Raw genomic sequence first — 20409 nt, 5'->3', positions numbered from 1 at the left:
TATTAACATTTAAAACGGTTTAATTTTTGATATAGAAAAATTTATCTAAAAAAGCTATTAAGTTATTTTTAGAGGACATCAACGATAAAAGTGAAAACTTTTTTGCTAACGCTCAAGTAAACGGCTAATTTATTTCAAAGCACAGAAAGCAAAACAAGTAAGCACACTTGCTATTACGGCAGGTGGCTTCCTGTTTTTTGTGCTTAGGTTTTAGCCGACCTTCTTGACGAGAGCAGTGGAGTTCATCTGCTTTTTTCGTTGGATTGACACAAATAAAAATCCACATGAGCAAGACAGCAAAAACATTAGCAACCATTATTGCAATTCTGTTTACTTCATTTATCATAACGGCAATTTCCAGCACAAAACCCACTAATAGACCAGGGGGACTAGGCGGTATTATTGTATTAGGGTTATTAGCTGGATTAGCTTGGATTTGGAGGAAAGATAAATCCCAAATTAAAAACAACATTGGTTTTAACGACTACTACAAAGCATTAGACATATCAAGTACTGCAAGTTTAGAAGAAATAGAATTTGCTTACAGAAAACTTTCTAAGTTTAATAACTCCAATCAAAAAGTAAATGATGAAATTCAAGAGGCTTATATTATCTTAAAAGATTCGATTCTAAAGCCAAGATACGATGAAGAGTATTTTCGATTTTACTTAGTAACCAACCCAAAGAATCAATACAACAATATTAAACCCAAAGATTTTAGTTATAACGACGAATCTTTGATTGCTTTCATTGAAAAAAACAGAAAAAAACCTCTGCAAAAAGAAAAACCTAATAAAACAATCATTGATACAGATGAATCTAAAACTTTTTCAATATTAGAATACTGTCTCATTTGTTTGTTTTTAGGTGGGGTAATTATATTAATCTTGATAAGTTATAATAACAATCAAACATCTTCCGAATTAAATACTATTTACGATACTGTTGATTCTACTTCAATTCCCAAAGAAAGAAATTTTATAGTTGATTCAACTTCATCTATTGAGAATATGAAGAGCGATTCATCAACTTACTCACCAAATATTACCGAAAATAAGAGATACTACTGTATAGCTGTTTTCTATCTAAAATCGAAAGAAACAAAAAGCGTCTATATAGTAGATAAATATTACGAAGATTATGATTATGAAAAAAATGTAAGTGAAATTTTTGAACTCACCGACATTTCAGAAGATGAAAAGTACAAAAAATTAGACCAAATTCAGAAGGAAAGATTGTTATATTCAAATCACTTTTATAATATCACCGATAGAGAACTAAAGATTTTTAATTCATACGCAGAAGCGAGTATAGAAAGGGAAAAAATACTAAATATTAATCAAAATAAATAACACTAAAAAATGTCATTATGAAGAAATTACTATTTACGCTTGTCTTAGCGTTACCAACACTTTATTTTGCGCAAGAAACAGGCAAGGACAATAAATGCGACTTTCCCGCAAATTATCAAGAACCAATTCCTGATAAGAAAATCCAATCATTTCTGAAAAAGGCTGATGCTACGATTTCAGACCTTAGAAGACATATTGCTTTAGAAAATGATTGTGATGAAAAAGATGTTGTTTTCTTGCGTATCTCAGAACAAAAAGGGAATGGCTTGTATTCAGTTTGCGTCTTAGGCAAAGAAATGAAGTATAAACGCATGGGCTCTGTTTTTATGAAAAATAATGAAAACCCTTTTAATGCTCCAAAATGAAATGTGTGTATTGTAAACCGAAAAATTACGATTTATGAACAAGCTCTATGGTTTTTGTTGTTTATAGTATTTATTGTTTTACTATTTACAGCATTTAGGAAAATTAAAAATAAAAACAGGCTTTTTTGAGCCTGTTTTTACTTTATTTCACTTTATATAAATATTGCTGATTTATTCGTAGTGTAAATTATGATAAATTTTCAAGAAATTTATACTTTTTTCTAAACCATTGTCGTGATTCTTTTAACTGTACCAAAAGATTCAACATCTCTTTCTCTATATCGTTAACTTCAAGTTTAGATTTATGATATTCTGAGTCACTCTCAGTTAAAATAAAAAAGTTCGAAATACTGAAATTTTTGGATGATAGTATAAATAGCTCTCCAATTGTTTTTTTTGAATCAAAATTAACACTGATCCCTAATATATTGGTATATGCACGATATTTTTCGATAGTCAAAAAACACCAATAATTAAAAATTTTGTTTTCAACCTTAATACTATATATAATGGGAAGTTCTAATATTATTTCATCTGCTTCAAATTCATTTGCCCCTTTCTTCATTAGCCATTTTTTTACATCAGAAGTAATATCTTTTCTCGCTTTTTTGATTGACAATATACCTTTTCGCCAATTACTTGAATACATCCAATAAATTCTCTCTTGAGCTTTTCTAAAAATATCATTGTCAATTATAGCTTCAAAAGCATTTGGGACTACAACCCACTCCGAACGCTTATTTTTAACAGGTTTTTGTTTTAATCTACTCCATGTTTTATTGTAAATTCGAGTTCCAATATAGGTTTCATTGGTGAGAATTCTAATGATTTTTGATTTATCCCATTTTTTCAAATTCGCTGAACATATTCCTTTTTGATTAAAATATTCGACAATTTGTGTAAGAGAAAATAGTTCATTCACAAATAAATCAAATATTTTCCTAACAATTTCTGTTGTTTCATCATTTTTAGGTGTGAAAGTAACCCTCTCATTAGCTATTTGCTTATGCTCTCTTGCATTTAGAATCCTTATTGGGTTTTTATTGACATCAAGTAATTGTCGTGTCATTCCATAAGCTGCTTTACCGCCAGCTGAATAACCTTGTTGTGAAACTTTTATACATCCGTGAAAAACCTTGTCACTTAATTGGCGACTATATTCTGCCGCCATATATCTTTGAATAGAAATTTCTAAACTCGAAAATAATTGATTCGCTACGTCTGGAAAACCTCGCGAAACATATACAACTTCTTTATTATTTTTTTTGCATAGATACACATAATGACCTGCTTGGTCTTGGTCTTGGAAACGCCCCCATCTCGAAACATCATAAACAAGGATATAATCAAAATATGGTGCAACAGGATTTTCAATCCATTCTTTAAAAAGTCGTTCAAATCCTGGTCTATTGGCAAGTAGCCCACTTACACCTTCGTCTACTTCTTCATGTAATATTATGATATTATTTTCATAGGCAAATTGCTCAACATGATTACGTTGAATTGCTACTGAATTCTCTTGTTTGTCTTCAGCAGAATGTCGATAATAAGCAATCGCTTTCTTAGAAGTCTGTTGAGAGGTATTCAGCATTATTCGTAAAAATTCCTGTCAACTTATGAAGGTCATTGAGTAGCTCATATTCTTTTTCAGTTAAATTTATATTTAGATTTTTTTTTGTACTTAAATCTTTTATTAAAATTTTAATCTGACTAGAAAACCCAGAAAGTCGAGATTTTTCCATAAGCTCATTAACGGTCATTAATGGCTCTGTTAGAAATTTTAAGATTTCCTCTTCATAAACAGAGGCATTTGTAAATATTTTTGAAAGTGATTTAAAATCACTAGCAATGAAAATTATATTATCGCTAATCTTTTGAAACAAAATTTTTATTATATCATCTATTTCATATTGTTGAACTTTTCTTAACCTAGGAAGCATTTGCATAAATGCAATACGCTGATATTCTTTCATATTATGCTCAGACATCAGTTCTAAATATTCAACTCTCATATCTCTCAAACCTATATAATGAGATAAGTGTACAGGTGAGATTCCTAATAAATGAGCTAATTCCTTTTTGGTAGCATCTTTATACTCCACTTTAATTTTATGAATAGCATTTGCTTTCTCCATAGGCTTCCAACTTCTACGATTATTTTGCATTTCAAATCTTCTAGCTTCAAACTCCCCCTCGCTCATTTTAGGATATACTCTACAGGGTACAGTTTCAAGTTCTAATTCTTTTGCGCAAGAAAATCTCCTATGTCCATCCATAATCAAAAATCGACCTTCCTCAATTTCACTTACTTTTATAGGGTCTTCAATCCCGTAATGCGAAATTGACTTCATTAGACGGTTATAATCACCGCCAGCACCAAATCCAAATGCTTTACGAGGTTGGTTGGGGTCACCTTCTATTACATCAAGAGTTAGTTCCATAAACTTAAACGGTTGTGGTCTAAATGAATCAATGAGATTCTTTATACTATTTTCACTCATAACTTAATGTTTAATAGTTCGTTAAAAAATATAACTAGTCAAATTTAATCTTAAAAAAGTGAAAAATAAAATTATATTTCTTTTAACTAAGTATTACGAGAATATTGCTTTAGTTTGAAATACTATATATACATGAGGTATGGAAAAAGAAAATTGAAGCCATAATTTAATTTATAAATATGCAAATAAAAATTAAACCCACGCTTATTCTATGATACAAAAAGCATAGCTTGGGAAAGCTATGCTTTTCACCTCGCTATTAAACTATTTATCGCTTTTCTAGAGCAAATCAAAAACCATTATAAGCATAACATTCGGGATGTAATTCAACTCTCTTTTGGTAGTCAGTCTGAAAATCATGTTCATTCCATTTTTCTTCTTCTATCTTAGGTATTAAACCTGTGTATTCATACACATAGCGAGGCATAAGAGTTTTCAAAATATCTCCGTATTCAACTGTTGTACTTATGGAATCGTGTATCGTGAATAATGGCATTCTGGGATGCTCTTTCGCAATTTTCTTTGTTACTAAGTCAATAATACACTCCGATTCAATATTTTGCAATAACTTAGAAAAATCAGAGTTCTTTTTCATCTTGAAAATCTCTATCAATCCTACTAAATTCGGAAAAGCTCGTTTGAAAGTATGATAATGCTTGTCTTTTGTTTTTACTCCACAGAATAATAGCGTAAAAAATATTCCTTTCATCATACCTCGTAGATTATCATGTATTTCTCTAACTTTACACTCTAGTCTTTCATCATATTTGTAGGTATAATACCTACCCAAATGCTTATCAGGTGTAATTATCTCGGTCATATTCTCATAAATATTGCCATCAAGCACCCAAGACTTGAACATTTTATACTCTCTCTGAAACTCCTTACTACAAAGGGTTTGAGTGATTTTTTGCAACATATAGGTATTATAATAATATTTACTATAAGTTCTATCTAATATATTATCTATTTTACTATTATTATTCATTATAGATTCTATCAGAAATACCAAGAAAAACGGTTGTGAATTTTTTAAATCATAACCTATAATTTTTTGACCATCATAAGTAACAAAAGGTTTAAATATTTTCTTCAAGCTCGTTAAAACTGTATGCAAACGAAAATCACTTTCCTCATTTCGGGTTGCGTAAAAAACTTTATGATGTAAAGCCAATATTTGGTGATTCCAATGAACCTTTTTAAACTTTAAATCAAAATATTCACTTTCATAAAATATCAAATCCTGAATATAGGTTTTAGCACCTTCAGAATCTATCACCAATTTATCATCAAACCACTTCAAAAGATGCTCGTTTTCTGCATAAACAGATGATTCCTGAATCGATTTTTCAAGAATTATGTTGCCTGAATCTAAATTTTCAAGCTCTGTCACAATTATTTGTGAATCCTTTTCAAGTAAACTCATTATAAACTCAGAAAAACGATATTTTCTTGAACTGTAACCTGCCGAATGATTATCTGTAAGCTCAATAACATTTTTTTCGATTAACCAATCGATATATTCGTTACAATTGGAAACCCAACTTCTCATAATTTGAGCATTTAGGGTAATCGAAGCATTCTCTAACTCCTTATTACTGTAAGAATTTTGCTTTCTCAAAAGCGTATTAATGATGTAATAAAACCACTCAATTTTAAATTTCAACTTGAAATTTGGTGGCTCAACTTCTACGATTCCATCGATGTAATTCTTTATTGATGAAGGGATTAAAATCCTGTTCATTAAATAAGTGTACTTCTTTTCAAATTTGCTTTTCTTCTTTAACGCAAATTCTTTCTTGCCTTTCTCTTTGACTTGCTTAGCCATTTTCACATATTTTTTTGACCCTCAAACCATTATAGGAATAAGGAAAGGTTAATAATAGACTTCAAGCAAAAGCAGCGGCTAGCATAAGCCTTCGCTAATGCTTGAAATCTTCCAATAAAATTTTAGGTGTTGGGTTTAGTAGGATAGAAAAATCCTACTTTATAGGTAGGTTAATTCGTTTTTACGAGACAATCAACAATCTCATGCGGTTTAAAATAGACTTGCGCTCCAAGCATATACTCTGGAATCAATCCCGACTTTCTCATTCTCCAAAAAGTAGTTTCACCCACCCCTAAGAAATCAGCAGTTTCTTTGATTGATAAAAGTTCAGGTAGCATTCTTTTCTCCAAAGAACTTATTTTAGCCGTCAAATCAGCCGTTTTCTCAGCTACAATTCTATCGACAACAGATTGTAGTATTTCATCATTTGATACGCCAGAATCGCCTGAAAATGATTCAGAATATTGTACGCATAATTTATCCAAATGCTCAATTTCCTTGTTGTATTGAGCCATAAAGTAGTCTACAACTTCTTTTTGAATTGAGTTAAGGTTTTCAAGTGATGATAAAATTTCACCGATACTAATAAAATGTAGTTTTATTTCATAGGCAGTTTGTTTTTTTGTTTTTAAATCGTTAATAGTTAATAAATAATCTCTCAATTCTTTTCTGAAATTGTGCGACAAATCCGAAAATATGGGAGCGATTGCATTGTAAAACAATCCGAAGTCGAAAATTGGTAAGACCTCATCATAATTGACAAAACACACATGAAAATGATTGTTACCGTCAAATTCACTTTCCAAGATTTCTGTTTCTTCGTTACAGTCAAAAAATGTCATTTTCAAGCTCGTTTTAGGGTGCAAAAATCCAAGATTTCCGTACCTGCACACAAACTTATCAATTGACAATAAATCGTGCTTTAAAAGCGGATTTTCTATTATTTTTTTCATTCTATATTATTGTTTAAACCTTTTTATTAATCATAAAAATAACTTGCTAAAGCGTGTGATTGTTGGTTGTCTACTTTTCCTATGTATTTTAGAAGCATCCCCTCATGTTTGTGACCCGTGGCAATCATTAAAAGAGCAGTAGGAATTTTGCCATAATTATTACTCGCAAAACTTCTTCTTCCTATATGACTTGTAACAAGCTCATATTTTGGATAATTTCCAAAAACTTTTCTTTTTCCTTTCTCAATTCCACCGTAACACATTTCGGTAATTCCAGCATCCTTACATACGGTTTTCACTAATAAATTATATTTATCCTCATCATATTTGGGTGGAAATTGAAAATCTCGTTTGTTTAACACCTCCAAAATCTTTGGGTGAACAGGTAAATGTAGAACGTGACCTGTTTTATCTTGAGTAAAGTTCAAAAAGCACATTTCTTTCCCTTTATCGTTTGTTTCTCTACTAATCATGTCAGTAGTAAATCTCATGAAATCTGATATACGTTGCGCAGAATATACAGAAATAATCAACCAATCGCGAATATTATCCAATTCGGCATCCTCAAAATTATGTTTCTCAATAAGAGTTAGCTCTTCAGGTGTTAAAATTTGAAATATTGTTTTTTCCAATTTTGATTTAACCATTTTGATTTGTGGGCTTAATTTGATTCCGTTTAATTTTGCATGATTTGCAACAAGTCTCATAAGTTTAAGACAATTTGCAACGTAGTTTTTGGCGTAATTCTTAACTTCAATCATATAAGTTCCAAAATCGGATGCAAATTGTTGATTTAACTCGTTGAATTTTAACGTTTTCTTTTTACTGTGCTTTAAAAATTCTGAAACAATATCCCTTGTACGCTTTATTTTACCTAAATATTCTTCGCTAACATGGTGTTTCTTTTGCTCGGTAAAAACATCACAGTAAGCAACGAAATCATCGGGAATAGCATTTTCTTTGACAACGGGCGGATTGATAATGTTTTTCAACCACTCCAAATTAAACTCAACTCCTTCTGATTCTTTAAAAGATTTTTCAATCTTCTTTTCCAACTCTTGAAGCCTTGCATTGATTTCTTTACTATGAAGTATCAATTCTCTTGTAGTTGCGTCTCTTTTCTCAACTAATTTTCCTTTTTGCTCGACGAAAAATCTTTCTTTCATCGTTCCATTATCGCTATCCCAATTAGAAGGAATACAGGTTTCTTTCGTCGGAGTTTTAAAATCAAACGCTCTTCCGTTTGTTACTCTTACATAAATAGGCGTAACGCCTTCGCCAGACTTGTGTCTGACAAAAAATCTTGTTTTTATCATAAATTATTTGATTTTTGAGTTAGTATTAACCCTTGTTTTTTGAGGGGTGCAAAGATACGAAAATTTTCATTAATACGCAAATTATTACGCAATAAAATTTGGTTAATTAAAATATATTTCATAATATACGAGCGAATTTTAAAATTAAGATGTTAGATTTTGTATCGACAATATTCCAACATTTACGAAATCTGTTGAAAGAATCTTAAATTTTCACAGGCAAATAGCTATATGCTAAAAACAGAAAACCCCTGAAAAGAGCCGTTATTACACGAAACTCTTTTCAAGGGTTTTAATTTGTTTTCAAGCGTACCAGTACCTTTGGTTCCGCCGATTATTGTTTATGTAAACTTATGTTTTACCTTAATCAAAATTCTGTGGAGTATTATCGCCACCTTTTCCTTTGTTGTAAATCAGCAAACCTAGAGTAAGCCCAATAACACCTGCTCCGGCAGTCATTAAAGCGCCTTCCAGTTTGTCCGGACTTGTATTTCCTACGTAATTCATCGCAAATAAAATCCCGAAAGTGATGGCACTCATAATGAGGTGGTTTCTACCAAATAGTTTCATGGAAATTATTTTAATTTATAGGTAATCATTACGCCACCTCTGTATGGCAAAATCTCCCCACTTTTGTTATATCCTTCTACAGTATCATATCTTTTTCCTGTCCCTCTTTCGTATCCTTTATAAAAATCTTGAGACGTTCCAAGAGTTCCGTAGATGTCCATAAACCACTTATCAGAAAGTCTGAATTGATAACCAGCCGTTCCTCCAACTAAGATAGAATATCCTTTTTGGTAAAGATTAGATTTTGTAAATACTTCACCATTGTCATTGATAAATGGTTCATCTGGCCAATAATTCCACTTTTGTAAAGTGTAAATTGATGTTCCAACGTTTACTCCTAGATAAAACCCGTTAAAAGCTTCTTTAAAATAATATCTTCCTTCAAATGAAGCTGAATAATATTGAAGTTCGTGTCCAGAAAAAGATTTCCAAGGAGAAACGAAAAGGTCGCCTTGTAAAGTTACTTTTTTACTTACCTGAAATTCCCCGGCAACGTTTACAATACCGATTGGTAAAAATAAAGCGTTTGCTTTTAATCTGATTCCTTTATCAGAAGTTGGGTTTTGTACAACAGGCTCAGTTGTTTTTACTTCATTTTCTTGAGCATTGAAAGTCGCTGCGCAAAGTAGTGCTGTAGCTGCAAATAGAGTATTTTTCAATGTTTTATTTTTTTATTTGTTTTATTAATTCTTCAGAAAGATTAGCGTCTTTTCCGTTTTGTTTTGCTATGCTGTTAGAAAGTTCTGCAAAATTTAAGGCAAGGTCTTTGTTCCCGATTAGGAAATATAATTTCGCTAAAATATAAGTGTTTTCGGGAGTTTCGCCACGCATTACAGATTTTTCTGCCCATTCAGCAGCTTTTTTTAGCGAAGCTTTGTTGGTGATGTGCTCAGAGAAAATCCAAGCTGCTTTTAAAGTTTCATTTGCTTCAAAAAGATCTGGATTTTTATAATATTCTAACGCTGTTTTTTCGTAAGCAGCATAATTAGCATTTTGCTCGTAATAGCTTAATTTAATTTGATTAAGTTTTGTATTTGCAGCCTCTTTTCCAACCAAAGGTTCTGCAGCTCTCATGAATTTTTCCTCGTTAATTTTATGATTTGTATTGTCTATTGCAGTTTCCATTACATCAGCAAGAAGAATCTGATTTTTGTATTCGTTATAGCTTTGTTCTGGCAAAAAAGGAATGATTTCGTCTTTTTTATCAATCAAAATTTTGAAATTAGGATCTTTTGAAGATTTAATGAAATAAAACAAAAGCCCAACTTCATCTTTAGTTAAAGGTTCTTTAGAATTTCTATTCGCAAAATATCTTTCTGAAGCTTTTTTAGCAAATTCAAAATCTGAGCTTGAATTCAACTTCATTACATTCATCAAAAATTCTGGGCTTTTTTCGCCTTTTGCAAATCTTTCTCTCATAGAACCTTCTTTCGAGTTTCCAGCATTCACTTCTTGCGCCATAGAAAGAAATAAACTAGGTTCCATATAACCATAGTTTTGAGAAACCAATTCGCCGTCACCGTTTAAGAAAAGAAATGTAGGGTACGAACGAACTGCAAATTTCTGCGCAATTTCTCTTCCTTCGCCTTTTTCCATGTCGATTCTGGAGCTTACAAAATTTTTATTGAAATAATCGCCTACAGATTTTTGGGTGAAAACATTTTTGTCCATCATTTTGCACGGGCCACACCAAACTGCGTAAGCGTCGATAAATACAAGTTTTTTTTCTTTTTTTGCTCTTGCAAGAAGGTCTTTAAATGCGCTTTGGTCGAATTTTATGCCTTCTTCCTGCGCAAATGTGAATGAAAATAGAAGAACGAAAAAAGTGGTAACTAAGTTTTTCATTTTTACTTTAAAAATTGAATAGGCGAAGATACTTATTTTTGATTTTATAACAGTCGTAATTGCTTAAATTAACTTTTTCCTGCGTTTATAACTCAAATTTGGTGAGCTTTCCCGCTTTGTAACAGTAAAATTCGAAAGAAGGTTCTTTACCAAAAGCAAAAACTTTTTCTAGATGAATTTTATCGTATTCGGTTTGTAACTCTTCATATTTTAAATTTGAAGGAAGCTCGTCGGAACGAATAGGTCTTTCAACTTCAAAACCATCGTCGTAAGCGAATTCAATAACGAAATCGGTTTTTCTCCAAGAAAAAACAGATTCTTTTTGATGAGTAGAAAATGCAATTCCATCATCTTGAATGATTTTTTTCCCTGTTCCAAAAAACAAAAAAAGACCAGAAACAACCATCGCTGCATAACCAATTTTTTTGAAAAGAAATTCACTTAAATAAGGCAGAATATATTTTACCGTAAACGAAGAAACAATCGCTCCAAAAGCAATGGAAAGTCCTATCCATAAAGCTTTTTGAGAAAAAAGCCCAAGCGAAATATAGATAATCAATTTAATAAGGTGAAGAAAAATTTCGTTGGCGGCTCTCGTAGCAACAATTTCTTCTTTTGTAAGACCAAATTTTAGATAAAAACGATTGAAAAGCAAACCAATTGCGCCTGTAATTCCAGAAACAAAACCTGCACAAAGTCCGATGATGGCTAAAAGATAGGTAGGATAAGTTGTGGTAGAAGTTTTCTTTTCTTTTTTAGATTTAAATAATTCAGGAAGATTTAAAATCAAGAAAAAAGCGACAATAAGTTGAAGATAATTAGGATTGATGTATTTAATTAACCAAGCTCCAACAAAAACCGCCGGAATAGAAAAGGGAACAAACCAAAAGAAAATTTTCCAATTGATATGTTTTCTAAAAACGGCAATTCGAGAAGCAGAACTGCTCAAAGTTCCCACTGTTAAAGAAAATGGGACAACAGATGAAGGCAAAATTAAATTCAATAAAGGAATTAAAATTAAACTTGCACCACCGCCACAAATTGCACTTATCCAAAACGCAACCACAGTTCCTAAGAAAAGCAAAATGATATTCAGCATGATTTTTTAGGATTAAAAGTTTTTCACAAAACCAATTCCAGCGCTTCCTTTTTGGTAAAAAGGGGTAATCATAACTTGTACGTTTTCTTTTTTACCTCCTAAAAGATTGTTGATTTTTGGATACAGCCAATATGCTAATTCCGTTGAAAGAATTCCGAAACCTGCTCCTGCAACCACGTCGCCAAACCAATGTTTGTTATTCAACATTCTGTAAACTCCAGTGAAAATCGCTAAAGAATACCCCGAAACTCCCAAAATAATATTGGTGTTTTTATATTCTCGATACATAAACTGAGCGGTTGCAAACGCCGTTGCTGTATGACCAGAAGGAAAAGATAGAGTATTGGTTTGGTCGGGTCTTTCTTCTTTTACAATATGTTTTAACGGAACAACAAATGCCGTCGTAAAAAGTAGGGAAGTTCCTAAAATAATACTTCTGTCCCTCAAATTGTGTTCACCTTTTACACCAAATGCATTTAGCCCATAAACAATTGCAGCTGGAGCGTATTGTGTATAATTGTCGAGCCGAACGTGGTCTGGTTTGTGTTCGAGAATTTCGGTTTTTGTAGAAAGATTAAGGTGTCTTATTGGTTGAAAGCTTAAAGAAGCAACTCCATAAGAAATCAATACACTCGGAACGATTAATTTTTTATAAGTAAACTGATGCGAGTCATCATAATCTGAGATTTTGAGTGATGCTTTTTCGTATTGTGTTGAATCAATTTTCAAACTGTCTTGTGCTTTAATTTTCGGTGATAAAAAAGCGATAAAAAGAAATAAAGGCAATATTTTTTTCATGATGTTTTTGAAGTGTTTTTTTGTTGGGTTTAAAATTTGCAATTAAGAATGAATATTCTTGAGCTAAAGTTTTTTTAAAATAAACTTTTAGTTTTTTAATAATATTGAGGTAATAGAAAACTCTCCTTCAAATTGAAATGAAGAAGAGTTGTTTTTTATTTAGCTTTCATTTTGCCATTTTTGAATCTTTCGCTTGCGGTTTGATAATAAGAAATGGTTTCTTTTACCAAGTCTTCGTTTTTGAAATTTACCTCAGACAAAGATTGGTCTTTTCCTGAAACGGTAAATTGTTTTACTCTTTTTCGGTCATCAATCTGGGTGAAAAGATTGTTTCTCAACAATCCGAGCGTTCTGTAGTTTCCTAGGAAAGCTCTTTCGCTTCCTGGTTGGGTTTTATTGATGTCTTTTCCGTAAAGACTTGTGGTGTAATTCCAGTTTAGGTACCCAAAAAGTGAGGGCATTACATCGATTTGCGAAGCAAGTCTTTCAATTTTTTGTGGTTGCTGGTTTTCTACATTATAAATTATTGCAGGAATATGATGTTTTGAAATGTTGATTTCCCATTTCCCGGCGCTACTTGCGCAATGGTCTGCAACGATTACAAACACTGTGTTTTTAAACCAAGTTTTTGATTTTGCATCGGCAATAAATTTTCCTAAAGCATAATCTGTATATTTTACCGCAGCATTTCTTTCCCCTTGAGCAAGGTCTATTTTTCCGGCTGGGAAAGTGTAAGGTTTATGATTTGAAGTCGTCATTACAAACTGGAAGAAAGGTTTTTTCTGTTTGTAGTTTGCATCTGCATACTTTACGGATTGTTTGTAAATATCTTCGTCGCAAATTCCCCAAGCGTTTTCAAAACTTACCTCGTTGTCTCTTATGGGGTATCTTTTTGTTTTAATATTATCAGATAAAGGATTTCCTCTGTCTCTATCCACAATGTCAAAACCTTGTCCGCCAAAGAAAGTATTCATATTATCAAAATATCCATCACCTCCATAAATAAAATAAGGCTGATAATTTTTTTGCTTTAAAACCGTAGCAATTGAAGAAAGATTTTCGTTGTTTGGTCTTCTCACAATGCTGTTTCCCGGAGTTGGAGGCACACAAAGTGTTAAAGCTTCCATTCCTCTCACAGTACGCGTTCCTGTGGCGTATAAATTGGTGAAGAAAATACTTTCTTGGGCTAATTTATCGTAGTTCGGAGTAAGATTTTCTGTATTTCCGAAAGATTGTAAAAAGTCTGCGCTAAAGCTTTCAATCGCAATTAAAATAATATTTGGTTTTTTTTCGTCGGTTGCTGTTGTGAATCTTGAAATATCATCAAAACTTGTACTCTTATATTTTTGGTTTTCCTGTAAAAGATTCTGTTTGAGGACAGAATAAGCTTCTTTATCCTCCAATTTAGGATAAAAAGTATTATAATCCAGCTCGTTTGATTGGTATGCCGAAATAAAAGAAAAAGTTCCGTTTTTCCCTAATTCATTAATGACCATATTGTTGCTGAAATCGGCTTGTTTATTTTTTAAAATGAAAGATAAACCAATGCAAACAACCAAAGCAGGAAGCGCAACTTGCAGTCTTTTTCCAAAATTTCTTTTATCTGAAAATGTATTTTTAAAGATTTTAAATTTCTTTAAACCAATAAAAGTAACGACAATTAAACCAACCAAAAGTCCGATAATTAAAGGTAAAGGATAAGATTGGTTGATGTTTTCAATCACTTCGTACGTGTAAATAAGGTAATCTACGGCAATAAAGTTGAATCTTACTCCAAATTCATCCCAAAACGGAATTTCAGCCAATAAACTGAAATAGATGATTAAAAGAATAAGACCTGTGTAAAAATAGGTAATGGCTTTATCTAAAATACTTCCGATTAATTTTTTAGGAAGAAAAAGAAGGTAAAAAAGATACAACGCAAAGAATGAAAGTCCTGCAAAAACATCAAACATAAAACCCGTTGTAAATGCGCGTAGAATATGAAGAATATTGAGCTCAAGGTCGTTAAAAGACCAAATGGTAAACACAACTCTTATTAAAAAGCAAAGGGCTAAATAGCCTAAAAAGAGCGATGAAAACAAGGAGAATCTTCCCTTGAAAAAAGGGTTTAAATTAATTTTTGATGGCATACTTTACAATTTTGATGTAAAGTTGTGACCCAATTTTGAAGAAATTTTGAATTTTGGTTCAGATTTGCATTTTTATGCAGAATTTTTGTGTTTTTTTGATTTAATACACTTTTTAAAAATTTACTTTAAAGACATGGAAATCATTTTCAAAATGATATTCCACAGTCCAGCCATGGAAAATACAGATTTCTTTAATAATAGCTAAACCAAGACCGTTTCCGGAACTTTTTTGCGGTGAAGACGCAAATCTTTTAAATAAATGTTCAGAATCGAGTTTTTCTTTTCCGGAATTAGAAATTATTAAACTGTCTTTATCCAACGTAAAAGAAACGTTCCCGTTGTTTTCGGTGTGTCGAATTGCGTTTACCAAAAGATTGTTGCTTAAAATTTCAATTAAACTGATGTTTCCTTGTTTAAAAACGCTTTGTAAGTCTTTTTTTATTTTTATTTGTTTTAGCTTAAAATGTTCTTCAAAATTTCGTAAGCTTTGCTCAATTATTTCTTTTAAATTGATGCTTTCCGAGGCTTCAAACTGGCTGTTTTCAATTTTAGCAAGCAAAAGAAGGTCTTTATTAATTCTTGAGCTTCTGCCCAAAGCTTTGTTGATGTCTTCTGCAATTTGATATTGTTTTTCGGTTAAGTTTTCGTCTTGAAGCAGAATATCTAGTTTATGCTTTATTATTGCGAGAGGGGTTTGCAATTCATGCGACGCATTTTCGGTAAATTCTTTTTGAGTGTTAAAAACAGAAATAGTGTGTTCGATAAGTTTTAAATGAGAAGCAGTAAGTTCTTCAAATTCCTGAATGTCTGTTTTTTCAAAATCTATCTGATTTTGTTGGTTTAGGTTAAAGGTTTTAAGTTTTTCAAGATTATTTCTAAAAGGCTGCCAAATTGTAACGGAAAGTTTTTGGTTCAAAATAATAAGCCCAATTAAAATGGTGAAGAAAAATAAAGCAGTAACAATCCCAATTGCAGCGATGGTTTCCTTTGTTTCTTCAATATTGGTTTCAATGGTAAAAAGAAAAGGTTGATTGTTGATGTATACAACTTTCTTTAGAACTCGGTATCGTTCGATTGCGTTGTCCTGAGAAAAAGAAGTGCTTTTTTCTACAGTGTAATAAAAATCTTTGTTTTTAGGTTCAGTTGGAAGTTTAACAAGGCTGGTTTCGGGCTGAATTTTGCCCCAAAGGTCCAGACTTTTTATTAGTTCTTCATCACTCAGATTTTGATGATTAAATTCGTAGGCGGTTTTTTCGGCAACAGTGGTGTTGTGTTCATCAAGCTCGTGTTCCCAAATGCTGTCGATTACAAAATAATATACCGGAATGCTAATGATAAAAACAATCAGTACATAAATAAGAAAAGGCTTGGTAGTTTTACTTAAAAGTGGCTTCATTGCGGTGTTTTTTATGAAGATTCCCATTTGTAACCGGTTCCGTACATCGTTTTTAAATACGAGTTGCAACCAGCTTCGGATAATTTTTTCTTTAAATTTTTAACATGAGCATACACAAAATCGTGATTGTCGAGCATATCTGCAAAATCTCCTGAAATGTGCTCTGCCAAAGTACTTTTTGAAATCACACGGTTTTTATTTCCGACAAAAAAAAGCAAAAGGTCAAACTCCTTTTTGGTTAGATTAATATTTTTTGAATTAATGGAAACTGTTTTCGCCAAAGGGTCAATTTCCAATTCATTTTGTTTAATAATATTTGAATTTCCAAACTGTTTTCTTCGGATAATAGAGTAGATTCTCGCCATTAATTCTGAAAGATGGAACGGTTTGGTTAAATAATCATCTGCGCCCAATTGAAGCCCTTTAATTTTATCTTCAAGGGCATTTTTTGCCGATACGATGATAACGCCATCTTGTTTGTTCTGATTTTTGAGTGCCTCTAAAATTTGCAAACCACTTCCTCCCGGAAGCATAATATCTAAGATGATACAGTCGTATTCGAAAGTTTCAATCTTTTCCATCGCTTCGCTGAAGGTGGAAGCAAATTCGCAGAGGTAATTTTCTTGGGCAAGATATTCGGCGATGCTTTTGGCAAGTTCGGTTTCGTCTTCGATGATTAGGATTTTCATAATTCAAATGTAGTAATTCAAATCTGAAGAAATTTTGAATCTTAAGAATATTTAAAACAAAAAACCACCCTTTAAAAAAAGAGTGGTTTAAGTGGTTTCTCCAGGAATCGAACCAGGGACACATGGATTTTCAATCCATTGCTCTACCAACTGAGCTAAGAAACCATTTGGTTTTGTACTTTAAACAATTGTTGAAGTTTGGAAGAAAAAACCGCCTTTGGTGAGGCGGTTTTTCTCAAGTGGTTTCTCCAGGAATCGAACCAGGGACACATGGATTTTCAATCCATTGCTCTACCAACTGAGCTAAGAAACCGTTCTTATTACTTCGTTGTTTTAAAGTGATGCAAAAGTAGTAAGTTTTGATATATGAAGCAAATATTAATACTACTTTTTTTAATAAATGTTAAAAACTTACTGATTTTCAGTTTGATTATTTTCTTGTTCCTTTCTTATTTGCTCACTCATTTCCTCTAATACAGGCTTAATCGTGCTTTCGGGAAGATCGCTAATTCGGATGTACATTAAACCATCAATCGCATCATTGAAGTTGGGATCTACGTTAAATGCAATTACTTTTGCGTTCTGCTTAATGTATTTCTTGATTAAAACAGGCAATCTCAATTCTGGTTCAAGGTCGTCAATAATTTTATCTAATTTATTTAAATCAGATTCCATTTCTTCGAAAAACAGGTGTTTGTCTCTGTCTCTCAGTTTTACTTTGTATTCGTTTCTAGGTGTGATGTATTGGGCAACTGCGCTGTCGTAGTAATTAGAACGCATAAACTCAATCATCAAAGATTTTGAAAACTCAGAAAATTTATTCGAAATACTTACACCTCCCATCAAAAATTTATGATCGGGATTTCTTAGGCAAACATGTACAATTCCTCTCCATAAGAGGAACAATGGAAGCGGTTTTTGCTGATATTCTTCACAAATATAAGCTCTTCCCATTTCGATTACTTTTTTAAAGAAAGGATGGATGTCTTGTTCAAACTCGAACAAAGAACTTGTGTAGAAGCCCTTAATACCGAATTTTTTCATGACATCTTTTCCAAGAGCCATTCTGTAAGCACCTACCAATTTTTCTTCTGCACTGTCCCAAAGGAAAAGGTGATGGTAATGTTTATCGTACTCATCAAGGTCAAAAGGAAGATTGCTTCCTTCACCAACGGCACGGAAAGTAAGCTCACGTTGTCTCCCAATTTCACGCATTACAGAAGGAATTTCTTCGTAGCTTGTAAAATAAACCTCGTAATTTCCGTTGCTGAAAAACATTTTGTCTGTGCCTTTCAGTTTATTGATGTCTTTTAGAATGTCTTCTTTCGGAGTTTCATCAATAATATTCTGAACGATGTTTTCCTCTTTTAACAAAGGAAATTTTAAGGAGAGATTTTTAAGATTAATCGCCTGTGCAAGAGAATTTCTCTTTTCGTAGTATGATTTCATCATGTAGACTTTTCTTCTTAGGAATTCGCCTAGTTCTTCGATGGTTTCACTATCATCCATTGCTTTTACAGTGATCGGTTTTCCAATTCTGATTCTTATTGGATCTTCACGATCATTCATCATTTCTGCAGGGAGCATCAATGTTTGTAAGTTGGGATGAAGTTTGGCAACCTGATAAAAAAGTCTGCTGTTTTTCGCATGGAAATACATAGGAACAACCGGAACTTTAGCCATTTTAATAAGCTTCAGTGCTGGTTTTTCCCATGTTTTATCCAAGATTTCTCCGTAAGGATTATTTTTATTTGAAACTTCACCTGCAGGGAAAATTCCTACACAGCCTCCGTTTTCAAGGTGTTTTAAAGTTCCACGCATTCCGGATGCGCTGTTGTAGGCATCTTTTTTCTTTTCAAAAGGATTTACCGGGATCACGTAAGGTTCCATTGGTTTTATCTTTTCTAAAAGAAAATTTCCCATCACTTTAAAATCGGGGCGTATTTCTGAAAGTATTTTGCACATCAAAATACCATCAATCGCGCCAAGCGGATGGTTGGATACCAAAATAAATGGTCCTGTTTTAGGAATTTTAGCTAAATCTTCTTCAAATACAATGTAGCTTAGGTTTCTTTCTTTCACGAAAGAATCGAAAAAATCTTTATCTCTTTTATCTTTTAGGGTGTCATAAAGTTTATTCACCTCATTTATTTTCGTGAGGTTCATGACGGCGGAAGCAACTGGGTTTTTAAGGAAACCAAGGCGCCCCAATCCGGAAGCTTTTATAAGATCGTTTTTCGAAATTAAACTCATGTACTGTAAGTCGATATTAGTTTTATTGTGTTACCATTTGTAATGTATTTTTAGAAATTTGTTCTAAAAGCACATTTTTTTCTTGGTAAAACTTGTCTATGTTCTCCATTTTGGCATGTCTTACCGTAAATAAAGATACATTTTTTATCAATTCTGTTTTAAATTCTTTTTGCAATTCTTCATTTAGCTCATCTGCTTTTAAGAATTTATCTTCCAAACATAAAGCTAATGAAATTGCAGAATTCTGCATCAAAGAAACTTTAATTTTATATTTAGAAAGAAAGGCAAAAATTTGGCTCATGTGATCTTCCGCAATGAAAGAGAAGTCTCTGGTAGAGATTTTTAAGAGCGTTTGATTTTCTTTTAAAATATAAGATTCTTCGTTTTGGTTGCTTTCTGATGCGCCAACTTTAGTTCCTGGTTTTGTAGGATCTACGAAAGATTTTACATAGAAAGGAATGTTTTTTTGCTGAAGTGGCTGTAAAGTTTTTGGGTGAATTACGCTCGCTCCGTAATAGGCCATTTCAATTGCTTCTTCGTAAGAAATATTCGAGAGTAAAGTTACGTCACTGAATTTTCTTGGATCTCCCGTCATCACACCCGGAACGTCCTTCCATATTGTCATTGCGTCTGCATTTAGACAATATGCGAAAATTGCTGCAGAATAATCTGAACCTTCTCTTCCTAAAGTAACTGTAAAGTTATTGTCGTCTGACCCAATAAAACCTTGTGTAACGTAGCAGATTTCTTTATTTAGATTTGAAATAAATTCTTCGGTTCTAGACCAGTCTACAACACCTTCTCTGTAAGAATTGTCTGTTTTTACAAAGTCTCTCGCGTCCAACCATTGATTGGTAAACTGAATTTCGTTCAAATATTCGCTTAGAATTTTAGTAGAAATCATCTCACCACAACTTACCACTTGGTCATAAACAAAGTTATAGTTTGGAGATTTGTTTCTTCTTAAGAAAGAATCAATATCGTCGAAAAACAAATTAATTTCTGCAAAAACTGCATGATTTTCCGGGAAGAGACCTTCAGCGATCTCAATGTGTTTTCGTTTTATCTTTTCAATTTCCGCTTGGTAGTTATCTTTTTTGAAGTAAAGTTCTACAACTTTCTCCAACTCGTTTGTTGTTTTTCCCATAGCAGAAATTACAAGCAGACATTTCGAAAAACCCTGGCTTTCTAATACTGCAGCTACATTTTTTACGCCGTCTGCATCTTTAACAGATGCACCACCAAACTTGAAAATTTTCATTAAATTGTTAAAAATAAAATTGTTAGATAAAATGTTTATTGGTTTTTTCCG

The 20409-nt window shown here is 32.4% G+C and carries 17 protein-coding genes and 2 tRNA genes; 2 read left to right on the top strand and 17 right to left on the bottom strand.

The window, feature by feature from the left end; translation table 11 throughout:
• Positions 1–284: 284 nt before the first annotated feature.
• Both AC2A1D_RS02385 and AC2A1D_RS02380 read left to right on the top strand, forming a co-directional pair.
• The gene (locus tag AC2A1D_RS02385) at positions 285–1352 is read left to right on the top strand and encodes a J domain-containing protein (RefSeq protein ID WP_484042066.1); all 1068 of its coding nucleotides are present in this window, start codon (positions 285–287) and stop codon (positions 1350–1352) included.
• A gap of 17 nt (positions 1353–1369) precedes the next feature.
• On the top strand, positions 1370–1717 hold the full coding sequence (locus AC2A1D_RS02380) for a hypothetical protein (RefSeq protein WP_484042065.1): 348 nt from the start codon (positions 1370–1372) through the stop codon (positions 1715–1717).
• 187 nt (positions 1718–1904) lie between these two features.
• Here the strand turns inward: AC2A1D_RS02380 and AC2A1D_RS02375 are convergent, their stop codons facing one another.
• The 17 genes from AC2A1D_RS02375 to AC2A1D_RS02295 form a co-directional block, all read right to left on the bottom strand.
• Entirely contained in the window at positions 1905–3308 is a 1404-nt protein-coding gene (locus tag AC2A1D_RS02375) for a recombinase family protein (protein WP_484042064.1), read from the bottom strand.
• Positions 3280–4218, bottom strand: coding sequence for a ParB/RepB/Spo0J family partition protein (locus AC2A1D_RS02370; protein WP_484042063.1), 939 nt, complete (start codon positions 4216–4218; stop codon positions 3280–3282). The genes AC2A1D_RS02375 and AC2A1D_RS02370 overlap by 29 nt, the downstream gene beginning before the upstream one ends.
• A 289-nt stretch (positions 4219–4507) precedes the next feature.
• On the bottom strand, positions 4508–6046 hold the full coding sequence (locus AC2A1D_RS02365; RefSeq protein WP_484042062.1) for a hypothetical protein: 1539 nt from the start codon (positions 6044–6046) through the stop codon (positions 4508–4510).
• Positions 6047–6216: 170 nt separating this feature from the next.
• Entirely contained in the window at positions 6217–6999 is a 783-nt protein-coding gene (locus AC2A1D_RS02360) for a helix-turn-helix domain-containing protein (RefSeq protein ID WP_484042061.1), read from the bottom strand.
• A gap of 26 nt (positions 7000–7025) precedes the next feature.
• Positions 7026–8315: a phage integrase SAM-like domain-containing protein gene (locus AC2A1D_RS02355; RefSeq protein WP_484042060.1), complete on the bottom strand. Its 1290-nt coding sequence runs from the start codon at positions 8313–8315 to the stop codon at positions 7026–7028.
• Positions 8316–8678: 363 nt separating this feature from the next.
• Positions 8679–8885 (bottom strand): hypothetical protein, encoded by a 207-nt coding sequence (locus AC2A1D_RS02350; protein WP_484042059.1) that lies wholly within the window; start codon positions 8883–8885, stop codon positions 8679–8681.
• A gap of 5 nt (positions 8886–8890) precedes the next feature.
• Positions 8891–9544, bottom strand: a complete 654-nt coding sequence (locus tag AC2A1D_RS02345; RefSeq protein ID WP_484042058.1) for a DUF3575 domain-containing protein — start codon at positions 9542–9544, stop codon at positions 8891–8893.
• A 4-nt stretch (positions 9545–9548) separates the two neighbouring features.
• Positions 9549–10730 (bottom strand): thioredoxin family protein, encoded by a 1182-nt coding sequence (locus AC2A1D_RS02340; protein WP_484042057.1) that lies wholly within the window; start codon positions 10728–10730, stop codon positions 9549–9551.
• Positions 10731–10815: 85 nt separating this feature from the next.
• Positions 10816–11829: a sulfite exporter TauE/SafE family protein gene (locus tag AC2A1D_RS02335; protein ID WP_484042056.1), complete on the bottom strand. Its 1014-nt coding sequence runs from the start codon at positions 11827–11829 to the stop codon at positions 10816–10818.
• Between the two features lie 12 nt (positions 11830–11841).
• Entirely contained in the window at positions 11842–12627 is a 786-nt protein-coding gene (locus tag AC2A1D_RS02330; protein WP_484042055.1) for a phosphatase PAP2 family protein, read from the bottom strand.
• Between the two features lie 155 nt (positions 12628–12782).
• The gene (locus AC2A1D_RS02325; RefSeq protein WP_484042054.1) at positions 12783–14759 is read right to left on the bottom strand and encodes an LTA synthase family protein; all 1977 of its coding nucleotides are present in this window, start codon (positions 14757–14759) and stop codon (positions 12783–12785) included.
• 112 nt (positions 14760–14871) lie between these two features.
• Complete coding sequence (locus AC2A1D_RS02320; RefSeq protein WP_484042053.1) at positions 14872–16155, bottom strand: sensor histidine kinase; 1284 nt, start codon at positions 16153–16155, stop codon at positions 14872–14874.
• Between the two features lie 11 nt (positions 16156–16166).
• Complete coding sequence (locus AC2A1D_RS02315; RefSeq protein ID WP_484042052.1) at positions 16167–16844, bottom strand: response regulator transcription factor; 678 nt, start codon at positions 16842–16844, stop codon at positions 16167–16169.
• Between the two features lie 92 nt (positions 16845–16936).
• A tRNA-Phe gene (locus AC2A1D_RS02310) sits at positions 16937–17009 on the bottom strand.
• A 75-nt stretch (positions 17010–17084) separates the two neighbouring features.
• Positions 17085–17157: transfer RNA gene (locus AC2A1D_RS02305), tRNA-Phe, on the bottom strand.
• A 98-nt stretch (positions 17158–17255) separates the two neighbouring features.
• Positions 17256–19097 carry a lysophospholipid acyltransferase family protein gene (locus AC2A1D_RS02300; protein WP_484042051.1) on the bottom strand — a complete coding sequence of 614 codons (1842 nt, stop codon included), beginning with the start codon at positions 19095–19097 and terminating at the stop codon, positions 17256–17258.
• Positions 19098–19119: 22 nt separating this feature from the next.
• On the bottom strand, positions 19120–20358 hold the full coding sequence (locus tag AC2A1D_RS02295; RefSeq protein ID WP_484042050.1) for an aspartate kinase: 1239 nt from the start codon (positions 20356–20358) through the stop codon (positions 19120–19122).
• Positions 20359–20409: the final 51 nt, after the last annotated feature.

This window comes from Chryseobacterium sp. HNCC26DJ239 (assembly GCF_057180445.1).
The sequence above is the reverse complement of the archived record's forward strand: the minus strand, read 5'-3'. Positions and strand labels throughout refer to the sequence as shown.

Coding starts and splice junctions, on each gene's coding strand:
- AC2A1D_RS02330 (WP_484042055.1), bottom strand. CDS start 12,627: ATGAAAAAAATATTGCCTTTATTTCTTTTTATCGCTTTTTTATCACCG.
- AC2A1D_RS02370 (WP_484042063.1), bottom strand. CDS start 4,218: ATGAGTGAAAATAGTATAAAGAATCTCATTGATTCATTTAGACCACAA.
- AC2A1D_RS02365 (WP_484042062.1), bottom strand. CDS start 6,046: ATGGCTAAGCAAGTCAAAGAGAAAGGCAAGAAAGAATTTGCGTTAAAG.
- AC2A1D_RS02300 (WP_484042051.1), bottom strand. CDS start 19,097: ATGAGTTTAATTTCGAAAAACGATCTTATAAAAGCTTCCGGATTGGGG.
- AC2A1D_RS02385 (WP_484042066.1), top strand. CDS start 285: ATGAGCAAGACAGCAAAAACATTAGCAACCATTATTGCAATTCTGTTT.
- AC2A1D_RS02380 (WP_484042065.1), top strand. CDS start 1,370: ATGAAGAAATTACTATTTACGCTTGTCTTAGCGTTACCAACACTTTAT.
- AC2A1D_RS02350 (WP_484042059.1), bottom strand. CDS start 8,885: ATGAAACTATTTGGTAGAAACCACCTCATTATGAGTGCCATCACTTTC.
- AC2A1D_RS02375 (WP_484042064.1), bottom strand. CDS start 3,308: ATGCTGAATACCTCTCAACAGACTTCTAAGAAAGCGATTGCTTATTAT.
- AC2A1D_RS02315 (WP_484042052.1), bottom strand. CDS start 16,844: ATGAAAATCCTAATCATCGAAGACGAAACCGAACTTGCCAAAAGCATC.
- AC2A1D_RS02340 (WP_484042057.1), bottom strand. CDS start 10,730: ATGAAAAACTTAGTTACCACTTTTTTCGTTCTTCTATTTTCATTCACA.
- AC2A1D_RS02355 (WP_484042060.1), bottom strand. CDS start 8,315: ATGATAAAAACAAGATTTTTTGTCAGACACAAGTCTGGCGAAGGCGTT.
- AC2A1D_RS02320 (WP_484042053.1), bottom strand. CDS start 16,155: ATGAAGCCACTTTTAAGTAAAACTACCAAGCCTTTTCTTATTTATGTA.
- AC2A1D_RS02325 (WP_484042054.1), bottom strand. CDS start 14,759: ATGCCATCAAAAATTAATTTAAACCCTTTTTTCAAGGGAAGATTCTCC.
- AC2A1D_RS02360 (WP_484042061.1), bottom strand. CDS start 6,999: ATGAAAAAAATAATAGAAAATCCGCTTTTAAAGCACGATTTATTGTCA.
- AC2A1D_RS02335 (WP_484042056.1), bottom strand. CDS start 11,829: ATGCTGAATATCATTTTGCTTTTCTTAGGAACTGTGGTTGCGTTTTGG.
- AC2A1D_RS02295 (WP_484042050.1), bottom strand. CDS start 20,358: ATGAAAATTTTCAAGTTTGGTGGTGCATCTGTTAAAGATGCAGACGGC.